Below are 21,015 nucleotides of genomic sequence, written 5' to 3' on the forward strand. Positions count from 1 at the left end.
GGTGTTTTGTCAACGAATTTCAAGGTAAAACTTTTACAAATATGCCGATTTGTACATCAAGCAGGTGTGGAAGCAGATCAGAATTCGAGGAACCGAGGGCGCAAAAGTGCACCGAAAGGCGCCCGCGCCTCACGCGAAACGTACGACGCTTCGCCGTGCCGGGAATACAGGCGATCGGCTTCGTACCGCGGAAACACGTGGACGTGGTGGTGCCAGACGTCCTGGTTGCCCGCCGGTTCGTTGTGCTGCCTGGTCGAGACACCGTCACAGCCGTATTCTTCACGAATTGCAACAGCCACAGCCTGAACCAGGTCGAACACCGAGTGCCCGACGCTCGTGGGCAAAGTGTAGAGATTCTCGAAGTGTTCGATCGGTGACACAAGTACGTGGCCAGGGTTGCCCGGCCACCACTTCGGGGAAATCCGAGCAATTACGTTGTCGGTTCGGGCGACGAGGTCGGTCGACGCGTTGTGCTCGTCGAACTCGCCGAGCGCGTAGCGACAGAACGGGCAGCGGTACCCCGGCGGCTCATGATGCAACTCGTCTGCCCTCACCTCGCGATCTTCCCACGATCCCAACGTCTTCGATCCATGCAGAAAACCCCCCCAGATCTCCGATTTGGGTCAATTTCCCCAAAACAAAAGTTCGCTTACCCATACTGAAATGACCGACTGTCCCCGACGTGAGTGGGTCCTCATGGATACCGACGTATTGGTAGCGGGCGCCGGCCCGATCGGTTTGACCACCGCGATCGAGCTGCGCAGACGCGGTATCTCATGTCGAATAATCGACCCCCTGGACGAACCGCGGCAATACGCGAAAGCCGTCGGGATTCAGCCACGCACTCTCGAACTCTTCGAGAACATGGGGGTGCTCCGCCAGGCACTCGACGCCTCGACAGTGATGCGCGGTCAAATCATGTACACGAACGGCGTCGAGGTCGGCCGCGTCGACCTCACCCTCCCCGAGGACGTTCCTTACTGGTTCCTCTGCCTGCCCCAGTACTCGACGGAGCGCATCCTCACCGAGCGCCTCGCCGAGCTGGGGACAACCGTCGAACGCGGAGTCGGCCTCTCCTCATTCGAACAATCCGACGACGCCGTCACCTGCACCCTCAGCGACAGCAGCGCCGTGACGACCCAGTACCTGGTGGGTTCCGACGGCGCGCACAGCGTGGTCCGCAAAGGGCTTGGCCTGAGCTTCGAGGGCGGCGCGTTTGCCGAAAGCTACATGCTCGGCGACGTCGAAGTCGACTGGTCGATCCCCAGCGGCTACTCCGTCCGCGCCAACCACACCGCCGACGACGGAACCACCGACGACCTACTCGTGTGCATCCCGCTCCCCGGACACAAGCGGTACCGCATGTCGATGCTCGTTCCGGACGATTTGATGCCGGACGAATCGTCGAACAAAGCCTCTGTACAACACGGCTTTTCAACAGGCAAAACACCTGAACTCCATCACGTCCAAGCCGTTCTCGACAGACTCTCCCCACAACCGACAACCGCCTCGATGCTGCGATGGTCCTCGGTCTTCCGCATCAGCCACCGCATCGTCGACGCTTACGGTCGCGGACGGGTTTTTGTCGCCGGCGATGCCGCGCACATCCATCCCCCGACTGGCGCGCAAGGCATGAACACCGGGATCCAGGACGCCCACAATCTCGCATGGAAGATAGCGCTCGCCGTCAAAGGCGTTGCAACAGCAGATCTTCTCGAGACCTACGACACCGAAAGGCGGCCGGTCGGTGAAGAAGTCGTCGGGATGACCGTCCGAAATGCTCGAGAAGGAATCGGTTCGGGAGAGTCCTCCATCGACACGGCAATGCGGCGCCAGGCTCAATTGTTGATCGACTACTCGGAGAGTCCGCTGAACACCGGGCGTGATTCTTCGAGTCCACACGTCCAACCGGGCGAGCGCGCACCCAATGCCCGCGGAATGCGCCGAGACGGTGTGCAGTATCCAATTCGGTTGTTCGACTTGCTGTCCGGAGTCGATCACACGTTACTGCTGACTTCGGACGGATCCGCAGAGAGCATCAACAGCCTCGAGAAGGTCGCCGACGCCGCCATTCGATCAGCGCACCGCATGTTGGACGTCTACGCGATAGTGCCACCGGGAACCGTGACCGTCGATTCGTTGGTGCCGATCATCGAGGACAACGACTCGCAACTGTGCGCCGCGTACGGGGTCGAAGGTACGGCGGCGCTGGTCATTCGCCCCGACGGCTACCTCGGATTCCGTGGTCACCCGGAGAACGTTTCCGACTACTTCACGAAAGTGTTTGCCGTCAAACAGGAATGAGCGAAGCGAACATCAACCGGATCTCCGGTGAGAGCTTCATCAACTCGACGTATCCACCCAACGGCCCGGCATCGAGGTAGGAGAACTCCATGCCGGCGCCCTCTACCCGACCTTGTTGCACCACCGACATTCCGCGACGCTCGGCCTCGAGCAACGTCGCCTCGTAATCGCTTGGAACCCAGGCCATGTGATGAACTCCGACGCCGCGAGTCTCCAGGAACTCCGTGTACAGGTTGCGTCCGGACACTGGTTGGATCAGCTCGAGCTGTTGGCTGCCCGCATATCCGATCGACACGTGCACGACATAGTCCGCGGGCTCCCCGCGATACGTTGTGGTCTCGGGGCCAAAGACGATGCCTGGCATACGCAGCCACCGCTCCACTCCCCACTGCCGAGTGAACTCCTGTTCGGCAGCCTCGATGTCCTCGACCACCCAGCAGATCTGGAAGATCGGTCCCGAGACCAACGGGTTCATGCCATTTTTCCGTTGTCGACCGAGTAGACGGCCCCGTGTATCGCCGAGGCGTCGTCGGAGGCCACGAAAGCCACCATCTTCGCAACGTCCTCGGCTTCCATCAAGCCACGCGGCGACGCAACTTTCATGACGAGATCGAAGTCGACTCCGTCGGGGAAGGTGAATCCGGTGACTTGAGGAGTCATCATGCCACCGGGGCAGATTGCGTTGACACGCAGAGATTTTCCGGTGAACTCCATCGCCATCGCTCGGGTCAGTCCGATGAGTCCGTGCTTGGCAGCGCAGTATCCAGCCGAGTACGCCTGTCCTTCCAGCCCCGCGATCGAGGAGACGTTGACGATGTTGCCGCCTCGTTCCAGCAAGTGCGGCAGTGCTGCGCGGGAAAGGAAGAACGGTCCGTTCAGATTGACCGCAAGGTCATGTGCCCATTCGGAATCCGCAATATCCGCCGTATGACGAAGCGAGTGCGATCCCGCCACGTTGACGAGGATGTCGATACCACCGAGTTCGTCGACGCACGCTTGCACGGCCGCATCACACTGAGCAGAATCCGAGACGTCCGTCGCTGCGTAACGACGCTCACCGTCCGTGCCGACCACCTCGACCATCGACTGCCGCAGCTTTTCCTTGTCACGGGCGACACCGAAAACCTTTGCGCCCCTGCGGTGGAGGATCTCGGTGACGGCGCGGCCCAACCCTGAGGACGCGCCGGTCACCAATGCCACTTTTCCGGCCAGTACGTCTGCCATGGCCTAGGAAGCCGCTGCTTCGCGCTGGAGTTCCAGCGCGATGTCGATCAACTGATCTTCCTGGCCGCCGACCAACTTGCGCTTGCCTGCGCGCACCAACAGCTCCGCGGACGACACTCCGTACCGCTCGGCCTGACGCTCGGCATGCTTGAGGAAGCTCGAGTACACGCCGGCGTAGCCCATCATCAGTGCCTGACGATCGAGCAGGCACTCCTGCGGCATTGCCGGGCGCACAACGTCTTCGGCAGCATCGGCGATCGCGAAGAAGTCGATACCGGTCTTGACTCCGATCTTGTCGCAAACACCGACAAAGGCCTCGACCGGGGCGTTGCCGGCACCCGCACCGAAACGTCGGGTGCTACCGTCGATCTGCTTGGCGCCCGCACGAACTGCCGCAATAGAATTGGCGACGCCCAGGCCCAGGTTCTCGTGGCCGTGGAAGCCGACCTGAGCATCGCTGCCGAGTTCCTGAACCAGTGCCTCGACGCGATCGGATACCTGCTCGAGTACCAGCGCGCCTGCCGAGTCGACCACGTACACACACTGGCAACCCGCGTCGGCCATGATGCGAGCCTGCTTGGCCAGCTTCTCCGGCGGAATCGAGTGAGCCATCATGAGGAATCCGACTGTTTCGAGTCCACGCTCACGCGCGAGGCCGAAGTGCTGAATGGATACGTCTGCCTCGGTGCAGTGAGTTGCGATGCGGCAGATGGACGCACCGTTGTCCTGCGCGATGACGATGTCGTCCTTGATGCCCAACCCGGGCAGCATCAGGAAGGCGATCTTCGCGTTGGTCACCGTCTCGACTGCAGCTTTGATCAGTTCCTGCTCGGGAGTCTTCGAGAAGCCGTAGTTGAAGGAGGACCCGCCGAGGCCGTCGCCGTGAGTGACCTCGATGACCGGCACTCCGGCTCCGTCGAGGGCACCGACGATGGCCCGTACTTCTTCGACGGTGAACTGATGACGCTTGTGGTGGGAGCCGTCGCGCAGCGACGTGTCGGTGACGCGGATGTCCCAGCTCGAATCGAAATGAATCATGTCGCTCATGCCTTCACACTCAGAAGCTTCTGGGCGATTTCCTCGCCCACCTTGGTGGCTGCTGCCGTCATGATGTCGAGGTTGCCCGCGTACGGGGGCAGGAAGTCGCCTGCGCCTTCGACCTCGACGAACGTGGTGACTGTGGCATAGCCACCGGAAACGACACTCGGTTCGTCGAACTGCGGTTCGTTGAGCAATCGGTAACCCGGCACGTACTGCTGGATGTCCTTGACGACGCGGTGAATGGAGTCGGTGATCGCGGCTCGATCGGCGTCCTCGGGAATGGCGCAGAAGATGGTGTCGCGCATGATCATCGGCGGGTCTGCGGGGTTGAGGATGATGATCGCCTTACCGCGCTGGGCACCGCCGATGGTCTCGATACCGCGGCTGGTGGTCTTGGTGAACTCGTCGATGTTCGCGCGAGTTCCCGGGCCGGCGGACAACGATGCAACAGAGGCGACGATCTCGGCGTACGCCACGTCGACGACACGCGACACCGCGTAGACGATCGGAATGGTTGCCTGCCCACCGCAAGTGATCATGTTGACGTTGGGCGCGTCCAGGTGCTCACGCAGGTTCGCGGGCGGAACCACAGCCGGGCCGACCGCGGCCGGAGTCAGGTCGACGGCACGGATACCGGCGGCCTCGTAGCGGGGTGCTGCCTCGCGGTGCACGTATGCCGACGTCGCCTCGAAGACCAGGTCCGGTTTCTCCGCCTGGCTGAGCAACCAGTCGACGCCCTCGGCGGAGGTCTCGAGTCCCATCTTGCGAGCGCGAGCCAATCCTTCACTCTCGGGATCGATTCCGATCATCCATCGCGGCTCGAGCCACTCGGAGCGCTGCAGTTTGTACAACAGATCGGTGCTGATGTTTCCCGATCCGACGATCGCCACACTTGCCTTGGTCATGACTACTCCTAGGTGAACTGAAGAGAGACGGAGCCGAGGCCGCTGAACTCGGCTCGGAAGTTGTCGCCTGGATGAGCGTCGATCGCTCGCGTGCACGAACCCGGCAGAACGATGTCGCCGGCCTTGAGCCGAACTCCGAACGTGTCGACCTTCTGCGCCAACCACGCGACAGCGGTGACCGGGTTCCCGAGAACCGCATCGCTGCGCCCCTCCGCAATCCGCTCGCCGTTGCAGGTCAGCACCGCGTCGATCGCTTTGATGTCGATGTCCGACGGGCGAACTCGTTCCTTGCCGAGGATGAACCCCGCAGAGGAGGCGTTGTCCGCGATGGTGTCCGAGAGGCCGATCTTCCAGTCCTTGATCCGGCTGTCGATCAATTCGATGGACGGCGCGTAGGCGACAGTGGCGTCGATGACGTCCTGTTCGGTGCACCCGGCGCCCGGCAGATCTGCTCCCAGAATGAAGGCAACCTCCACCTCGACGCGTGGAAAGCAGAAGCGCGACGTGTCGACCGGACGGTTCTCGAACTCTTCCATCTCGGCGAGCAGGTGACCGTAATCGGGCTCGTCGACGCCCATCATCTGCTGCATGGCCAGTGACGAGAGCCCGACCTTGTGTCCGACCACCTTTGCGCCACCGGCAACACGACGCCGGATGTTGATGAGCTGGATCTCGTAAGCGTCGACGACGTCGATGTCCGGATACGCGGCAATCAGCGGACTGATCGGAGCGCGGTCCCGTTCCGCCGAATCGAGATGGTCGGCAAGTTCGCCGCGGATCTGCGTCGAGAGCATCGTTCAGGCCTTTCCGACTGTTGCGAATGTGGCTGCATGCTGGCCGGCACGACGGCCGGAGAACACGCAGTCGGCGAGCGACAATCCGCTCACATACGAGTTGGAACAGATACCGACGGCGGTACGGCCAGCGGCATACAGACCTGGGATACCCTCCCCGGACTCGTTTTTCACCATGCCGGACGATTCGTCGACCACCAATCCACCGAGCGTGAGCATCGGGCACGGATTCATCATGTTGGGCTTGATCGAGACGTCGTACATTGTGAACGGCGCTGACAGTACAGGCCTGACGAAGTCCGACGGTTTGCCCATCGGATCAGGTTGTCCGGCAGCGGCAGCGGAGTTGTGCGCGTCGACGGTGGCTTGAAGGCCGGCGATGTCTATCCCCGCTTTGCGGGCGACCTCGGCAATGGTGTTGCCACGCACTGCCGTACGCATCATTCCGGTGGTCTGCACCCGCTGGAACCACATCGACTGGTCACTGATCTGCGATTTCGCTTCGCGAACGAGTTCGGAATCTGCCAGCAGCCAACCGATTCCGCGGCTCTTCTCTGCCATCGCCTGACCGAGAGCGGCACCGTACCGGGACTCGTCGACGATCCGCTCGCCGGATTCACCCACCAGGACGGAACCGAGAAAAGCACTCGGCGGGACGATGAATCGCCAGGCGGAAACATTGCCGAGCTTGTCGGTGGCTCCCCCGGCTTCGATACCGAGGTTGATGCCTTTGCCGTCGTCCCCGGAGGTGCCGAGCGGGATACCGCCCTTGTAGGCGGGGGCATGGGTGCGCATCATCTCGCGATTGGATACGAAGCCGCCGGCGCTGAGGATCACGCCGCCGCGTGCCTGGATGCGAATCCGCTTGGCGTGCTTCTTCTCGATCTTCGCGATGAGTGCGTCGAGAATCGTGCGCAACTGCGGCGCGTAGACGCCGGGCTTGGAGGACAGGGATCCGAGCGTCGCGTGCCGGCGTCGAACTCCGGCAGGTGCGTCACGAAGCGTCAGCGCTTCGACGCCGATCACCCGGCCGTCCTGGATGATCAGCCGGTCAGCTCGCGTCTGGCCGAGCAACTGGACGCCCTTGGCCTCCGCGGACTTCGCGAGCGGGCCGTAGAGCATCTTTCCCGACGTGCCACGCCCCTTGGCGCGATGACCGCGCGGAGCAGGTTTCGCGATGTCACGGAACCCGCCGGCAGATTCACTACCCGAGAAGTAGAGGTAGTGCTTGTTGCTCGGATACGACGTCTTGTACGGACACAGTGAGGCCTCGAACGGAACGCCGTGACTGCGCAGCCAATCGATCGACGCCGGACTCTCGTCGACGAACCGGCGCAGGGTCTGCGGCGTCACCGCGTCACCGACCTCGCGGTTCAGGTAGGCAAGCATGGCTTCGGGACTGTCCTCGACACCGGCTTCTTTTTGAATCACGGTGCCGCCGCCGGCGTAGTAGATTCCTCCGGAAATCGTGCTGGCTCCACCACCGAGCGCTCGGTCGATCGCCAAAACCGACGAACCGGCCGCTACCGCTTCGAGCGCCGCACTGGCGCCCGCCACACCGAACCCGACCACAAGGACGTCAACCGAAGTATCCCAGGTCACACCGCACCATCCTCAATCTCACTGCAACGTGTTTCGTTATCAATGACAACGTCCGGAAATACTTCCTGGCAGAAAGCATGGACTGACACCCCCATCATTCTATAACGTGTTCTACATGAGCAAGCAGGAATACGACATCGTCGTCGTCGGCAGTGGTGCCGCAGGTATGACAGCGGCCTTGACCGCAGCCCACCAGGGCTTGAGTGTGGTCATCGTGGAGAAAGCCGCCCACTACGGCGGATCTACCGCCCGTTCCGGTGGTGGGGTCTGGATCCCCAACAACGAGGCACTTCAAGCGGACGGTGTCACCGACACGCCGGAGGCTGCACGTTCCTACCTGCACAGCATCATCGGCGACGTCGTCGCTCCCGAACGCATCGACACCTATCTCGAGCGCGGCCCCGAGATGCTCTCGTTCGTGTTGAAGAACAGCCCTCTCGAACTGCAGTGGGTTCCCGGCTACTCCGACTACTACCCGGAAGCACCCGGCGGACGCCTCGGTGGCCGCAGTGTCGAGCCCACCCCGTTCGACGGCAACAAGTTGGGCGCCGACCGCAAAAACCTCGAGCCCGACTACGTCAAGGCCCCCAAGAACTTCGTCATCACCCAGGCCGACTACAAGTGGCTCAACCTGCTGATGCGCAATCCTCGCGGACCCCTGCGCGCAATGAAGGTCGGCATGCGATTCCTCGCAGCCAAGGCCACCAAGAAGGATCTGCTGGTTCGCGGCCAGGCACTGGTCGCCGGTATTCGACTCGGACTTCAGTCCGCCGGAGTGCCTATCCTGCTGAACACCCCGCTGACCTCCCTATACACCGAAGACGGCGCGGTTCGCGGCGTCAACGTCCTCATCGACGGCGAGGAGCAGGTCATCCGCGCTCGCCACGGAGTCGTGTTGGGATCGGGCGGATTCGAGCACAACAAGGAAATGCGTGAGAAGTACCAGCGCGCACCCATCGGTACCGAATGGACCGTCGGTGCGAAGGCAAACACCGGCGACGGCATCCGCGCAGGCCAAGAAGTGGGCGCTGCAGTCGATTTCATGGACGACGCCTGGTGGGGCCCGTCCATTCCGCTGACCGGCGGACCGTGGTTCGCTCTCTCCGAGCGCACCCTCCCGGGCTGCATGATGGTCAACATGTCGGGCAAGCGCTTCGGCAACGAGGCTGCTCCGTACGTCGAGGCAACCCATGCGATGTACGGCGGTGAGTACGGTCAGGGCGAGGGCCCCGGCGAGAACATCCCGACCTGGATGATTCTCGATCAGCGCTACCGCAACCGCTACACGTTTGCCGGTATCACTCCCCGCTCCCCCTTCCCCGGCCGCTGGCTCAAGGCCGGCATCGTGGTCAAGGCGGGAACCATCGCCGAATTGGCCGAGAAGACAGGGCTTCCCGTCGCATCGCTGACCGAAACCGTCGATCGGTTCAACGGCTTCGCGCGCAACGGCAAGGACGAGGACTTCGGACGCGGCGACAGTGGTTACGACGCGTACTACGGCGATCCCCGACTGAAGAACCCCAGCCTCGCCGAAATCAGCAAGGCTCCGTTCTACGCCATCAAGATGGTTCCGGGCGATCTCGGCACCAAGGGAGGTATCTGCACCGACGTCAACGGCCGAGCACTACGCGAAGACGGAAGCGTCATCGACGGCCTCTACGCCGCTGGCAACGCGAGCGCTCCGGTCATGGGCCACACCTACGCCGGACCAGGCGCGACCATCGGTCCCGCAATGACTTTCGGTTACCTGGCCGTACTCGACATCGTCGAGCGTGCAAAGAAGGCCGAGACCACCAAGGCACCTGCAGCTGAAAAGACGGCGGTCGACCATGCCAATTGATCCGAAGATCGCACTCGGCGCCGAGCTTGCGCCACAAGAATTCTCGTGGACCCCGTCGGACGTGCAGCACTACCACTTGGCACTAGGAGCAGGTGCTCGTCCGCTGGATCCGAACGAGCTGCGGTACCTCGACGACGAAAAGCCTCAGGTACTACCCACCTTTGCCACCGTCGCCGCCAATTTCCACGCCACCGAAGCACCGAAGGTGTCGTTCCCCGGCGTCGAAATCGATCTGGCGAAGGTGGTGCACGGAAGCCAGGAAGTCACTGTCCATCAGCCGATCCCAGCAAGTGGAAGTGGCCGCACCACAACTCGAATCGCCGAGGTCTGGGACAAGGGCAAGGCCGCGGTGATCGTGCAGGAATCCGTCACGGTCGACGCCGACGGCAACCCGCTGTGGACCGCTCGCTCGTCCATTTTCGCCCGCGGCGAGGGTGGTTTCGGGGGTGAACGTGGTCCGTCGGAGTCGATTACGCTTCCGGATCGAGAACCAGATGAGACAGTGGTGACGCCTGTGCTTCCACAGCAGGCTTTGCTGTACCGGATGTGCGGTGATCGGAATCCGTTGCACTCGGATCCGCAATTCGCCTCCGCGGCAGGCTTTCCAGCGCCTATCCTGCATGGACTGTGTACTTACGGAATGGTCTGCAAGACCGCAGTGGATACCATGCTCGACGGCGACAGCAGTCGGGTAGCCGGATTTCGGGCCCGCTTTGCCGGGGTCGTGTTTCCCGGCGAGAACTTGAGTATCCAGATCTGGAAAGACAATGGGCGACTCCTGATCTCAGCTTCTGTACTCGAGCGTGAAGCTCCTGCCCTGGCTGACGTAGTTCTCACTCTTGTCTAATACCAACCTGTCTGATACCCACCTGTTAGAACTCACCGTAGTTCTCGAACCCGATGGAGTAGCCCGAAGATGACGGCACAAGACGAAAAGTTCCGACTGTCCCGACGAGGTTTCATGGCCGCTGGAGCAGGCGCCGTGGCAGCGACCGCATTCGCCGGCTGGACGCCGGCCTATGCCGTCCCCGCCGGCTCCTCCGGCTCCGCGGGTGGTCCCGTCTCCACCCTCACCCCGCCGCCTGCCTTCCCCGAAGGCATCGCCCTCTACCAGCAGGCGTATCAGAACTGGTCCAAAGAGATCATGCTCGACGCGATCTGGACCTGTTCGCCCAAGACGCCCGAAGACGTAGTCCGCCTCGCCAACTGGGGCCATGCCAACGGCTACACCATCCGCCCCCGCGGTGCCATGCACGGCTGGACGCCGCTGACCATCGTCAACGGTGCGCCGATCGACAAGGTCATTCTCGCCGACACCACGGTCCATCTCACCGGCGTCTCCGTCAATGCGGGTGGTAGCCCGGCCACCGTCACCGCAGGACCCGGCGCGACCCTCGACGCCATCACGACGGCGTTGCAGGCACAGGGCCTCGGGTTCGCGAACCTGCCGGCACCTGGTGTGTTGACCATCGCCGGTTGCCTCGCCGTCGACGCTCACGGCGCAGCTCTCCCCGCCGAAGGCGAAGCGCATGTTCCCGGACAGACTTTCGGCTCACTCTCCAACCTCGTCACGTCCCTGACCGCAGTGGTCTGGAACGGTAGTGAATACGCGCTGAAGACGTATGCACGCAGCGACGCGGCGATCAAGCCGCTGCTGACTCACCTCGGACGCACCTTCCTCACCTCCGTCACCTTGCAGGCCGCCCCCAACTACCGCATGCGCTGCGTCAGCCACACCGACATCGGTTGGCAGGAACTCTTCGGTGCCCGCGGCGCTTCCGGACGCACCTTCGAGAAGTTCGTCCGCGAAAACGGTCGGGCAGAAGCAATCTGGTACCCCTTCACCGAACGTCCTTGGATGAAGGTGTGGTCACTTGCCCCCACCAAGCCGCCGTTCGCGCGTGAGGTGACCGGGCCGTACAACTACATCTTCTCCGACAACCTTCCCGAACCCGTGACCGATATGATCGGCCAGATCAACGCCGGAAACCCGGGCATTGCACCGGCATTCGGGCAGATCATGTACGCCACCACCGTTGCCGGACTCGCCGCGACCTTCTCCAACGACCTGTGGGGATGGTCCAAGGACGTCCAGTTCTACATCCGCGCCACTACCCTGCGCCTGACCGAGGGCGGCGGAGCCGTTATCACCTCTCGCGCCAACATCGGCCAGGTCATCCACGACTTCACCCAGTGGTTCAACGGCCGCATGGAGTACTACCGCTCCATCGGACAGTTCCCCCTCAACGGCCCCGTCGAAATCCGCTGCTGCGGCCTCGATCAACCATCGGACGTCGAGGTCGACTCGGCAGGCGCCCCCACCATCTCGGCCATGCGCCCACGCCCTGACCATCCGGAATGGGACACCGCCATCTGGCTCAACGTCCTCGGCGTCCCCGGAACCCCCGGTATGTTCGCGTTCTACCGCGAAATGGAACAGTGGATGCGCAATCACTACAACAACAACGACGCCACCTTCCGCCCCGAGTGGTCCAAGGGCTGGGCGTTCGGCCCAGACAAGCCGTACACCGACACCCCGATCATCAATCAGGGCCTCCCCCAGACCTACCGCGACGGCGTTCCATCGAGCGACAACTGGGACACCGCCAACGCCGCCTACAACGCGTTGGATCCGCACAAGGTCTTCAGCAACACCTTCCTGGACCAGTTGCTGCCTTGAGGTTCAAGTACTGAGCGCACACTCTGACAACTCGACGGTCGTCGCCACTCCCTTACTTTCGGGAGTGCGGCGGCCGTCGTGCGTTGTAGCGGCGGACATGAGGGAGTCCTCCGCATCTCGACCAAGGAACTGACTCAATCGCGATCTGGATGCATCGCCTCGTGCATGCTTTCCACCGCCCGGGCGTGGGTTGAGAGCTCTGACCGAGCAGACCGAATCGAGGCACTACTGCTGCGTGCGCCCTGCTCGGACGACGCCGAGTCCTCTCCGTGGTTCGAGGTAACTCCTGCGGGGTGCTCGGAGGTGTTGCTTTGTTCCTCCCTCTCCGCGCGGGCACGCAACAACGACTCGGACTTCGGGGTATTTCGCATCGGAACATTGTCCCAGATCCACCTCGTACGACTCACACCGAGCGCTCTCACCCCCGATGACCAGGCCGTTCCCGAACAGCAATACCTAGAAAGCTCGCAATAAAATATCTACAGCGGGCAGGGTAGACATTCTCGCGATGGTGTTGTATCTTTTTTCTCGCAGCAAGGAACGAGTCAAGAGATGCGGGAGAGATGAACTACCCGCAAGCAGTACCGCAGGGCAGGGACGTGCCGGGGCCGAATTCGTGTGTGAGTGTGTAGTCGGACCCGGCACCCCCCTTCAAAGCGGCTACCGGATGTCTTGTGCGAGTCCGGAAGTTCGAAAGAATGCAGTTATGTAAGTAAGTTCAACCCCATCCGGCCCCCGGCGCACCTCGCGCCGGGGGCCCCGTCCGTTCAGCGAAAGAAGCGAGCCATTTCGGCAGATACACCCCCGGGGGACCCGTCCGGCAGATTCGACGACGAGAACTACCCGGCATACAGCATGGGACATGCCGCCGAGATCCTCGGCGTCAGACAAGCTTTTCTTCGCAGCCTCGACGCCGCGAAACTGCTCACCCCGCAACGCTCCGAGGGCGGGCACCGCCGCTACTCCCGCTACCAGCTTCGCATCGCAGCTCGCGCGCACGACCTTGTAGCCAACGGCACGGCGCTCGACGCGGCTTGCCGCATCATCATCCTCGAAGACCAACTCACCGAAGCCCGTCGCATCAACGCCGAGCTTCAGCAAGCGCAGGACCTGCGGGAGGAACCGGACGCAGCACCCGAATGAGGGCTGCGCTGGAAATAGCAGTTGCGCCTATATGGTCGATCTGATCCCTCCTTCTTCCAACTGCGGTAAATTCGGCCAATTGGGACATTGCTAGGCGTCGGTTGCTCGATTTCCAGGTCGAAGGGATCGCAGGCGTGAATTCCTCCCACCACCGCACTCGGGTGCGGCTAGTTGCTCTGTCGATCGCCTTGACCGTTGCCATTGCAACCGCTGCGTGCAGTTCCGACGAGGACCCGGCACCAAACACGAGCAGCACATCCCCCAGCACCGCGAGCAGTCAGGAATCCACCGAGATCGCGGACCTCGTCCGCCGTCAGGTGGCCGACTTGGGCCTCAGTGCCGCCGTGTTCGGAGTGTGGCGGGGCGACGACGAGATTGCTCTCGGTGCCGTCGGAGAGTCCCCGATCGGAGTTCCGGCGACAACCGACATGCAGTTGCGCGTAGGTCAGCCGATGGAGCCGATGCTCTCGACCGTCCTGCTGCAACTCGACGAAGAGGGCACACTGCCACTCGATCAACCGATCGCGGAGTGGGAACCGAACTTTCCGCGCGCAGATACGATCACTCCGCGAATGCTGGCCAACAGCACGTCGGGTATCTCCGATTACGTGACCGATCCGCAGTTCCTGAAACTCTTCACGGACAACCCGATGAAGGGCTGGACTGCTCAGGAGATCCTCGATCTAGCCAACTCCCGCCCACCGCTATTCGAACCCGGCACCAGTTGGGCGTATGCGCACAGCGACCTGACGCTGCTCGGCGACGTCATGGAGAAGGCGACCGGAAAGCCGCTGGGCGAACTACTTCAGCAACGCGTCTTCGATCCGCTCGGGATGGATCACAGCGGCGTTGTGCTCACGTCGCAGATGGACGAGCCGATCCTGCACGGCTACACCAATGAACGCGGAGTGTTCGAAGACTCCACTTTCTGGGATCCGACGGCTTTCCTGCACAGCGGAAACATGAACGCGCCTGTCGCCGACATCGGAAAGTGGGTGCGCGCACTCGGCACGGGAGAGTTACTCTCCGACAAGGCTTTCGAAGAACAGATGGCGCCGACGACCGCGGGCCTGGGAAATATGACGGCCGACAAGTTCTTTTCCTTCGGGACCGGTCACCTCGACGGTTGGCTGGTGATGAACCCGTCGTACGGCGGCTACAACGGCCTTGCGCTCTACTACCCCGACTCGAAGACGACGATCGTCGTCTACGCGACACTCGGGCCGACAACCAACGCGGATCTCAACAACGCCGTGCCGATGGGCAAGGCGATCGGCACACTCCTCGAGCCCGATCACCCACCGCAGGTGCCGACGCCGTGACACGCCCCACACGCTGGTAGAAAACAGCGTCGGCCTGCAACTTCCTGTTTACGCACGGATTACCTCCAGGACTTATCGCCCCATCACCATTCTCTTCAGTACCGAACGAAACGCGTCGGACCGCGGGTTGTCTCGCCAATGAACGAGAACGTAGATAGATGGGGACAGGCCCGATGAGGAAATACGCGATGTCAGTGGCATGCACGGTTGCAGTCACAGCGGGGGTGACTCTAGTGATGTCGGTACCTGCCGGAGCGGCTCCGAATGACGGTGGGTCGTGCCCGGCCGGTGCGGTATTCGCAGTTGGGGGGACGTGGGATCCGACGGGACAAACGACCCAACCCGTCACCGACCGCTACGTAGCCCAGGGTTACACCTCCAAACCGGTGACCTACCCGGCGAGCTTCTGGCCGCTCGGCGATCAGACGTACGACCAGAGCGTTGCGGCGGGCGCCCAGACGCTGCGCAGCGAAGTCAATGCTTTTCACGCTCAGTGCCCCGGCAGCGAGATCGTCGTCACCGGGTACTCACAGGGTGCTCGGATTGCCGGCGACGTGCTCGGCGACATCGCGCGCGACGGATCCATTCCACAGTCGCAAGTCGAAGGTGTGCTCTACGCCGACCCCCGCAACTCGGCCGGAGGCATCGAAACCGTAGTACCCAATGTCGTTCCAGGAGCGACGATGTCCGGAGCTCGCGGCGGATTCGGTGACATCGCAGTGCAGGAAGTCTGCATCGAGGGTGACGGCATCTGCAACATGCCCAAGCCCCGTGATGCCCCCGAGGTGTTCGTCGACTCGGTATTCGGATACTTCACGAAGCACAACACCTATACGCCGATGATGTCTCAGCCCGCTCCGCCTGCTCCCCCAGCATTGCCGGAGGCACCTTCGGTTCCACTGCAACCCACTGACGTTGCCACCGCGATCGTGACGCGGGTCGTCGAGAACATCACTCCGTATGTGAGCGCTGCGCTCGCCACCGTGCTGACGAAGTAGGTCTGCACGGGCGACTCGGGCATGGTCGACGCATCGCAACCACCTCCGCCGGAACCACCCGGGTGGGACTCCCTCTACACGACGACGATGATGCAGACGTCGAAAAGGTGTAGTGAATCCTGCGGCGGGCCATGGTGCACTACGCCCGCGTTACATCTATTGCTCTACAACACTATTCGAAATCGTGACGCCTGGAAGCTCTATTAGGCCGAACATCGGCGTGGCGCCACAGACGAGTGCCATCGCATCAACCCGCTTCCTTCCGGCGAGTCGGCAGGTGGCGGAACGTCACGATCGGGAGGAGCGCCGCTAACCCGAGTACACAGAGGCTCGCCCGCAGCGCAATCAGCCTGGATTCGACGTTGATCCCCACCGCCTGATCGAGTTGCGCCGAGGTCAGTTCCATCCCAGTGAGACTGGCGCGGAGGTCATCGTTGGCGACGAAACTGACCGAACTGGCCGTTACCTCGATACTGCCGCTGGACAGTAGATCTGGGCTGTTCGTGATACGGACCGAGGCAGACTGCGCGAGCACGGACATCAGGACCGCCCCGGCAACGGCGGTGCCGGTACACAGGCCGAGAAAGTTCGCCATTCCTCGAGCGCTGCCGATCTCACCCGCGATAGCAGGAGGATTGGTCTCCATGAGAAGCGCACTGCCCGTACTCAATCCGACTCCGATGCCGAGACCCAGGCAAACTTCGCTGATCAATGTCCATGCACCGGACCATTGGTTCGAGATCGTCAGTGCCAACAGAATCGCCGACGCCGCGGCGAGTACATGCGCCCCTGTCAGGAGCCATCGGCACGCAAGCAGTCGCATCAGTGCAGGTGTTGCAGCCGCGGAGACGAGTGCGGCCAAAGAGATAGGTATCAGTATCATTGCCGTGCCCAGAGGGCTCTTGCCCAATACCATCTGGGTGTACAGCGGTAGCAGGTAGCTCACACCGGCCATCAACAGGTTTATCGCGACCAACCCACTCAAACACGCTCGGTTGAGACCAGACTCGAACACCGAAGGTTCGAGTAGCGGTGTTCTTTCTCCCCGGAGCAACAAGTGCTGGCGGGCGACGAACGTATGCAGGACGAGGCCGCCGATCACCAGCAATGCGAGCACAGGCGAGAGTCCGAGCACACTCACCGGTGCGGACTCGGCGGCGAGAACGAGCCCCCATGATCCGATCTGATTGATGGCGGCGACCAACAACAGCACCCCGACGGCGGACAGCACGATACTCGTCTTGTCGACGGACCCACGGAATGGAATCCGGATAAGGGCCACACGTGATGCGATGACGATTGTTCCTGCCGTGATAGCGAGCAAGAGCGCGAAGGGCGCCCTCCATCCCCAGGCTTGGACGAGCAGACCACCAACCAACAAAGCAAACGCGGCACCGATACCGGTCGTACCCGCCAGGACCGATACCGCAACGGTTCGCTGTGGACCGGAATACGCCTGCCCCAGAATCGCCAACGCGTTGGGCACGAGAAGCGCGCCCCCGAGTCCAGCGATCGCCTCGCCGGCAATCAGCATTGAAATATTCTGTGCCAGAGCGCAACACAGCATGCCGAACGCATAGATGCCCAGCCCGAGCAGCTGAGCGTTCTTGGCACCGAGCACGCCGCTGATCTTGCCGCCCGTGATCGTGAAGGCAGCGACGAATACCCCGTAAGCGACGATCGCCAATTGCACGTTCGAGATGGTGGTGTCCAGGCCGTCGACGATGCCGCTGATCGCCATCGGCAGCGCCGTCACGTTGAACACAGAGACCAACCCTGTGAAACACACGAGTACCAGCGGTAGCCAACTCACCCTCGGGCGGGCGTCACTCGTAAGCGCTTTTGTAACGGGAGCGGAAGGCAACGGGTCCGCGGTATCCATGATGCGCCCCTAGGAGGATCGGAGTTGTCTCGGCGGTGGCATATCGGTCACGAGCAGCGACGCCGAGGGCGGCCACCTGTCTGGGTGGCCCCCCCTCCCTGCGAACTGCTGGCTTCGATCAGGTCGGTAGGGTCAGGAATTGCATCGCGGCTGTCTTCTCGAATCGGCGAGAGACGTTGCCGGCAAGCCCTCCTTCGAGGGATGTATCGCCCATCAGATCGAGTTTGCCCGCAGGCGCACCTTCATTGAAGTTCAACTTGTCCAGATCCACCCAGACGACATTGGGTCGCGTGGTCGAGTCGAAGACGTACCGCTTGTTGGTCAAGTCTGCCACCGTCTGCCAGATCGTCTGCGATGCATAGGGTTTGTCCGGGTCGGGGATGCGGAAAGGTTGCGCCGCATTGCGGATGACACTGAACATTCCCGCGACAGCCTCGACTTCACTCTTGGGTTGGGGCAGTCGGCCTACGTAGTATGCGGCGCGGGCGAACCGGTCGGCGGCGAGTGTGGTGCCGGGCAGAGGATTGGCGCCCCCGAAGCCGTCGACCTCTTTGAGAAGTTCGATCTGCTTGTCGTAGGCCGGGGAATTGGTCATCACGAGGTGTTCGCGGCTGTGCCAGACGGTGGCCTTGCCATCCAGGTATTCGATGATCGCCGAATCACCGGTCGCATCGTCCAACGCGAGATGAACTGCAGGCACTTCGCCGGTCGCCGGATCGCCCAGTGGGACAACCTGAACGTCGACGTCGCTGATCCACGCGGCGGCATCGGCAACGGTGGAGAAGTTGTCCAGGAAGTACTGCAGCCAGACCGCCATGCTCAGAGCCGGTCTCGACGTGTCGTGGGTACCGTAATCCGATTCCGCTAGCCACAGAATATGACCTGCTAATCCCGCTTCGTTCATACCGTCGACCGACATCATGTCGAAAGCGCCGGCCACGACACTGCCGTATTCGGCAGTCCAACTCAGAGAACCGCCTACGCCGTCGTCGCGTTTGATCCCACGCGGAAGCGACCACAGGTTCGTACCGGTGTCCCGATGGTAATCCATATTTCGTCCGACAAGAACAGATCCGGCCGCATCAGGCCACATCACCCTGGTACACATTGATTTTGCCTTCCGTAGTTTTTCGAGAGCTTCATAGTTGCCCGATGTTCAGCCCCGAGGTCCAGACCGAGGTTCAGCTCCGAGACGCCCCTTCGACCGCACCCGAACGGGCATTTCCTCTCAGAAGCCCTCATTGACAAAGACATTCAGAAACCAGCGTCATTCTCGGGGGAGAATGTGGTATTCGTGCAGCAGCTGTCCGATCTCGTTCTCGTCGAGCTTCTTGTCCAGTCGGCGGCGAAGCATCTTCGGCAACGGCACGCTCTCCTCCTTCTTGTCATTGAGGAAGTAGGTTGCTTGGAGAAGTTTGCGGATGTCGTAGGTGGAGCCGAAAACCTCCGGGACTCCTCGCTCGATCCCCAGCAGGCTGTACGCGGCCTCCATCCCGGTGCGGACCGAGTACTCCGTCGTGAAGATACAGTCGCGCGTTGTTTCCGCGAACTGGCCGAGGAAGGCGAAGTTGACGGCACCATCCGGTACAACCGCAGGCCGGTCACCGGCCTGACGGGGCATGAAAAAGGAAGTGACATAGGGCATCATCACTGGAACGGTCTTCGCCGCATTGGCCGCAAGTTCCGGGATGTCCTCGACTGGAACGCCCATGTGATAGAGCCACTCTTGGGTGATTTCCTCGCCGGTGCATTCCTGCATCGGCTTGTCGACGTAGTCACCGGGAACGTCGACGAATAGTGAGTAGACCCAGACGACGATCTGATCCTTGGGTTGTTGTTTGAAGTGCGGTTGCCGGTTTACGGTCCAGCTCATCAACCACTTCGAATCTCGTGCTGTCACGATGCCGCCGGTGACTACGCGTCCACTGAATGGGTCACGCTTGCATATCTTTTCGATGTATTCTGGGATTCGGGCATCCAATGTGGTCACTGTCGCTGATTCCCACTTGGTTTCTGCGACGTGCCCACCGAAGACGTCTGGTCGTCCGAATGCGGGGTCTTTCGTTGCTATACGACGCCACAAATCCCACGCTGGAGCGGGGCCCTCGTCGAGTTTCGCCGGCGTGTGATGGTCTCCGTTGTTCGAGTTCTCGGTGAGCGAGCCGATGGTAGTCAACACCAGGTCGCCGTCATCGAGGTCGACCCCACCCATAACACCCTCGGATTTCCAGTGAATGCGTTTGGCCCGCTTGACTTCACCTTCGATATCGAAGTCGATGTCGGTGACTTCGGTATCGAACCGAAAATTCACTCCCTGATCGAGCAGCCACGTGTACAGCGGCAGCACGAGAGACTCGTACTGGTTGTATTTGGTGAACTTGAGGGTACTCAGGTCCGGCAGGCCTTTGATGTGGTGGATGAATCGATGCAGGTACAGCTTGATTTCGAGAGCACTGTGCCATTCCTCGAACGCGAACATCGTGCGCCAGTACAGCCAGAAATTGCTTGCGAGGAATTCCTTGCCGAACACCTCGTTGATGCGCTTGTTCTCGAGTTCGCTACGCGGAGCGAGAAAGACCTTCATGATGTCCTTCTGCGCCTTCGAGTTCAGATTGAACTTGAAGTCTGTGTGCGCATCCTCACCCTGACGTTCTGTGACGCGCTGCAGCGAATAGTTCGGGTCGTCTTTGTTGAGCCAGTAGAATTCGTCGAGCACGCTGGCGTCTTCGACCTCGATCGAGGGGACAGAGCGGAACAGGTCCCAGAGACATTCGAAGTGATCTTCCATCTCGCGTCCACCGCGAATGACGAAGCCCTTCTCCGGTTCCTTGATTCCGTCGAGTGCACCGCCGGGCAATTTCAACCGCTCCAGGACGGTGATGTTGTTTCCCGCCATCCGGCCGTCGCGGATCATGAATGCCGCACCGGCAAGCGATGCAAGCCCCGAACCGACGAACCATGCAGTCTTGCCGTCCACCCCGTCAGGCTTGCGTGGCCGCGCGAACGCTTCGTAGTTTCCACTGCTGTAATACATTGTTCCCCATCTCATTCAGAGGTGCGGCGATAGGACTATTCACCGGAATAGACGCCGAGCTTTCTCTTGGTGATGTAGTTTTCCTTCGGTCACGCCGAAAGTATCTGCGTTACAGCGACACCGCGAACCAAGATGTTGCACGGAACACAAAGGCCATCCGGGCGACAGGCGCACGCCTGTGGCAGCGAAGACGAGATATGCTGTGAGCTAAAATCTTTCGGCTGCAAAAGCGACTGAACTGTTGGC

17 protein-coding genes are annotated in these 21,015 nt (G+C 61.6%); 7 read left to right on the forward strand and 10 right to left on the reverse strand.

What is annotated here, in order from left to right; genetic code table 11:
- Positions 1-77: 77 nt before the first annotated feature.
- Positions 78-554, reverse strand: coding sequence for an HIT family protein (locus tag R4P65_RS17550; RefSeq protein WP_031332834.1), 477 nt, complete (start codon positions 552-554; stop codon positions 78-80).
- 142 nt (positions 555-696) lie between these two features.
- Here R4P65_RS17550 and R4P65_RS17555 point away from each other — a divergent pair, with 142 nt between their 5' ends.
- Positions 697-2,304: an FAD-dependent monooxygenase gene (locus tag R4P65_RS17555; protein WP_317827682.1), complete on the forward strand. Its 1,608-nt coding sequence runs from the start codon at positions 697-699 to the stop codon at positions 2,302-2,304.
- Here the strand turns inward: R4P65_RS17555 and R4P65_RS17560 are convergent.
- From R4P65_RS17560 to R4P65_RS17585, 6 genes are read right to left on the reverse strand one after another with little or no spacing between them, the layout of a single operon-like run.
- On the reverse strand, positions 2,291-2,779 hold the full coding sequence (locus R4P65_RS17560) for a VOC family protein (protein ID WP_317827466.1): 489 nt from the start codon (positions 2,777-2,779) through the stop codon (positions 2,291-2,293). The genes R4P65_RS17555 and R4P65_RS17560 overlap by 14 nt on opposite strands.
- Positions 2,776-3,528, reverse strand: a complete 753-nt coding sequence (locus tag R4P65_RS17565) for an SDR family oxidoreductase (RefSeq protein WP_317827467.1) — start codon at positions 3,526-3,528, stop codon at positions 2,776-2,778. The genes R4P65_RS17560 and R4P65_RS17565 overlap by 4 nt, the downstream gene beginning before the upstream one ends.
- 3 nt (positions 3,529-3,531) lie before the next feature.
- Positions 3,532-4,575, reverse strand: coding sequence for a 4-hydroxy-2-oxovalerate aldolase (gene dmpG, locus R4P65_RS17570; RefSeq protein ID WP_317827468.1), 1,044 nt, complete (start codon positions 4,573-4,575; stop codon positions 3,532-3,534).
- A complete protein-coding gene (locus R4P65_RS17575) occupies positions 4,572-5,474 on the reverse strand; it encodes an acetaldehyde dehydrogenase (acetylating) (RefSeq protein ID WP_124568885.1) in 903 nt (300 codons plus the stop codon). The genes dmpG and R4P65_RS17575 overlap by 4 nt, the downstream gene beginning before the upstream one ends.
- 8 nt (positions 5,475-5,482) lie before the next feature.
- Positions 5,483-6,268: a 2-keto-4-pentenoate hydratase gene (locus tag R4P65_RS17580; RefSeq protein ID WP_230814787.1), complete on the reverse strand. Its 786-nt coding sequence runs from the start codon at positions 6,266-6,268 to the stop codon at positions 5,483-5,485.
- A 3-nt stretch (positions 6,269-6,271) separates the two neighbouring features.
- Positions 6,272-7,870: an FAD-binding protein gene (locus tag R4P65_RS17585; RefSeq protein WP_317827469.1), complete on the reverse strand. Its 1,599-nt coding sequence runs from the start codon at positions 7,868-7,870 to the stop codon at positions 6,272-6,274.
- Positions 7,871-7,985: 115 nt separating this feature from the next.
- Between R4P65_RS17585 and kstD the strand changes: the two genes are divergently transcribed.
- From kstD to R4P65_RS17615, 6 genes are all read left to right on the forward strand, one after another.
- Positions 7,986-9,710, forward strand: a complete 1,725-nt coding sequence (gene kstD, locus R4P65_RS17590; protein WP_317827470.1) for a 3-oxosteroid 1-dehydrogenase — start codon at positions 7,986-7,988, stop codon at positions 9,708-9,710.
- Positions 9,700-10,557 carry a MaoC/PaaZ C-terminal domain-containing protein gene (locus R4P65_RS17595; RefSeq protein ID WP_019746891.1) on the forward strand — a complete coding sequence of 286 codons (858 nt, stop codon included), beginning with the start codon at positions 9,700-9,702 and terminating at the stop codon, positions 10,555-10,557. The genes kstD and R4P65_RS17595 overlap by 11 nt, the downstream gene beginning before the upstream one ends.
- A gap of 69 nt (positions 10,558-10,626) precedes the next feature.
- Positions 10,627-12,390 (forward strand): cholesterol oxidase substrate-binding domain-containing protein, encoded by a 1,764-nt coding sequence (locus tag R4P65_RS17600; RefSeq protein WP_317827472.1) that lies wholly within the window; start codon positions 10,627-10,629, stop codon positions 12,388-12,390.
- An 855-nt stretch (positions 12,391-13,245) separates the two neighbouring features.
- Positions 13,246-13,533: a MerR family transcriptional regulator gene (locus tag R4P65_RS17605; RefSeq protein ID WP_230814783.1), complete on the forward strand. Its 288-nt coding sequence runs from the start codon at positions 13,246-13,248 to the stop codon at positions 13,531-13,533.
- 101 nt (positions 13,534-13,634) lie between these two features.
- Positions 13,635-14,855 carry a serine hydrolase domain-containing protein gene (locus tag R4P65_RS17610; RefSeq protein ID WP_317827473.1) on the forward strand — a complete coding sequence of 407 codons (1,221 nt, stop codon included), beginning with the start codon at positions 13,635-13,637 and terminating at the stop codon, positions 14,853-14,855.
- A gap of 236 nt (positions 14,856-15,091) precedes the next feature.
- Positions 15,092-15,853, forward strand: coding sequence for a PE-PPE domain-containing protein (locus R4P65_RS17615; protein ID WP_317827475.1), 762 nt, complete (start codon positions 15,092-15,094; stop codon positions 15,851-15,853).
- A gap of 247 nt (positions 15,854-16,100) precedes the next feature.
- Here the strand turns inward: R4P65_RS17615 and R4P65_RS17620 are convergent, their stop codons facing one another.
- The 3 genes from R4P65_RS17620 to R4P65_RS17630 all read right to left on the reverse strand — a co-directional run bounded on the left by R4P65_RS17620 (position 16,101) and on the right by R4P65_RS17630 (position 20,769).
- Positions 16,101-17,735 (reverse strand): MFS transporter, encoded by a 1,635-nt coding sequence (locus tag R4P65_RS17620; protein ID WP_317827476.1) that lies wholly within the window; start codon positions 17,733-17,735, stop codon positions 16,101-16,103.
- A gap of 118 nt (positions 17,736-17,853) precedes the next feature.
- A complete protein-coding gene (locus tag R4P65_RS17625; protein ID WP_230814779.1) occupies positions 17,854-18,843 on the reverse strand; it encodes a linear amide C-N hydrolase in 990 nt (329 codons plus the stop codon).
- Positions 18,844-19,002: 159 nt separating this feature from the next.
- Positions 19,003-20,769 (reverse strand): oleate hydratase, encoded by a 1,767-nt coding sequence (locus R4P65_RS17630; RefSeq protein WP_317827477.1) that lies wholly within the window; start codon positions 20,767-20,769, stop codon positions 19,003-19,005.
- Positions 20,770-21,015: the final 246 nt, after the last annotated feature.

The organism is Rhodococcus sp. IEGM 1318 (genome assembly GCF_033142465.1).
GTDB classification, from domain to species: Bacteria; Actinomycetota; Actinomycetes; order Mycobacteriales; family Mycobacteriaceae; genus Rhodococcus_F; species Rhodococcus_F qingshengii_B.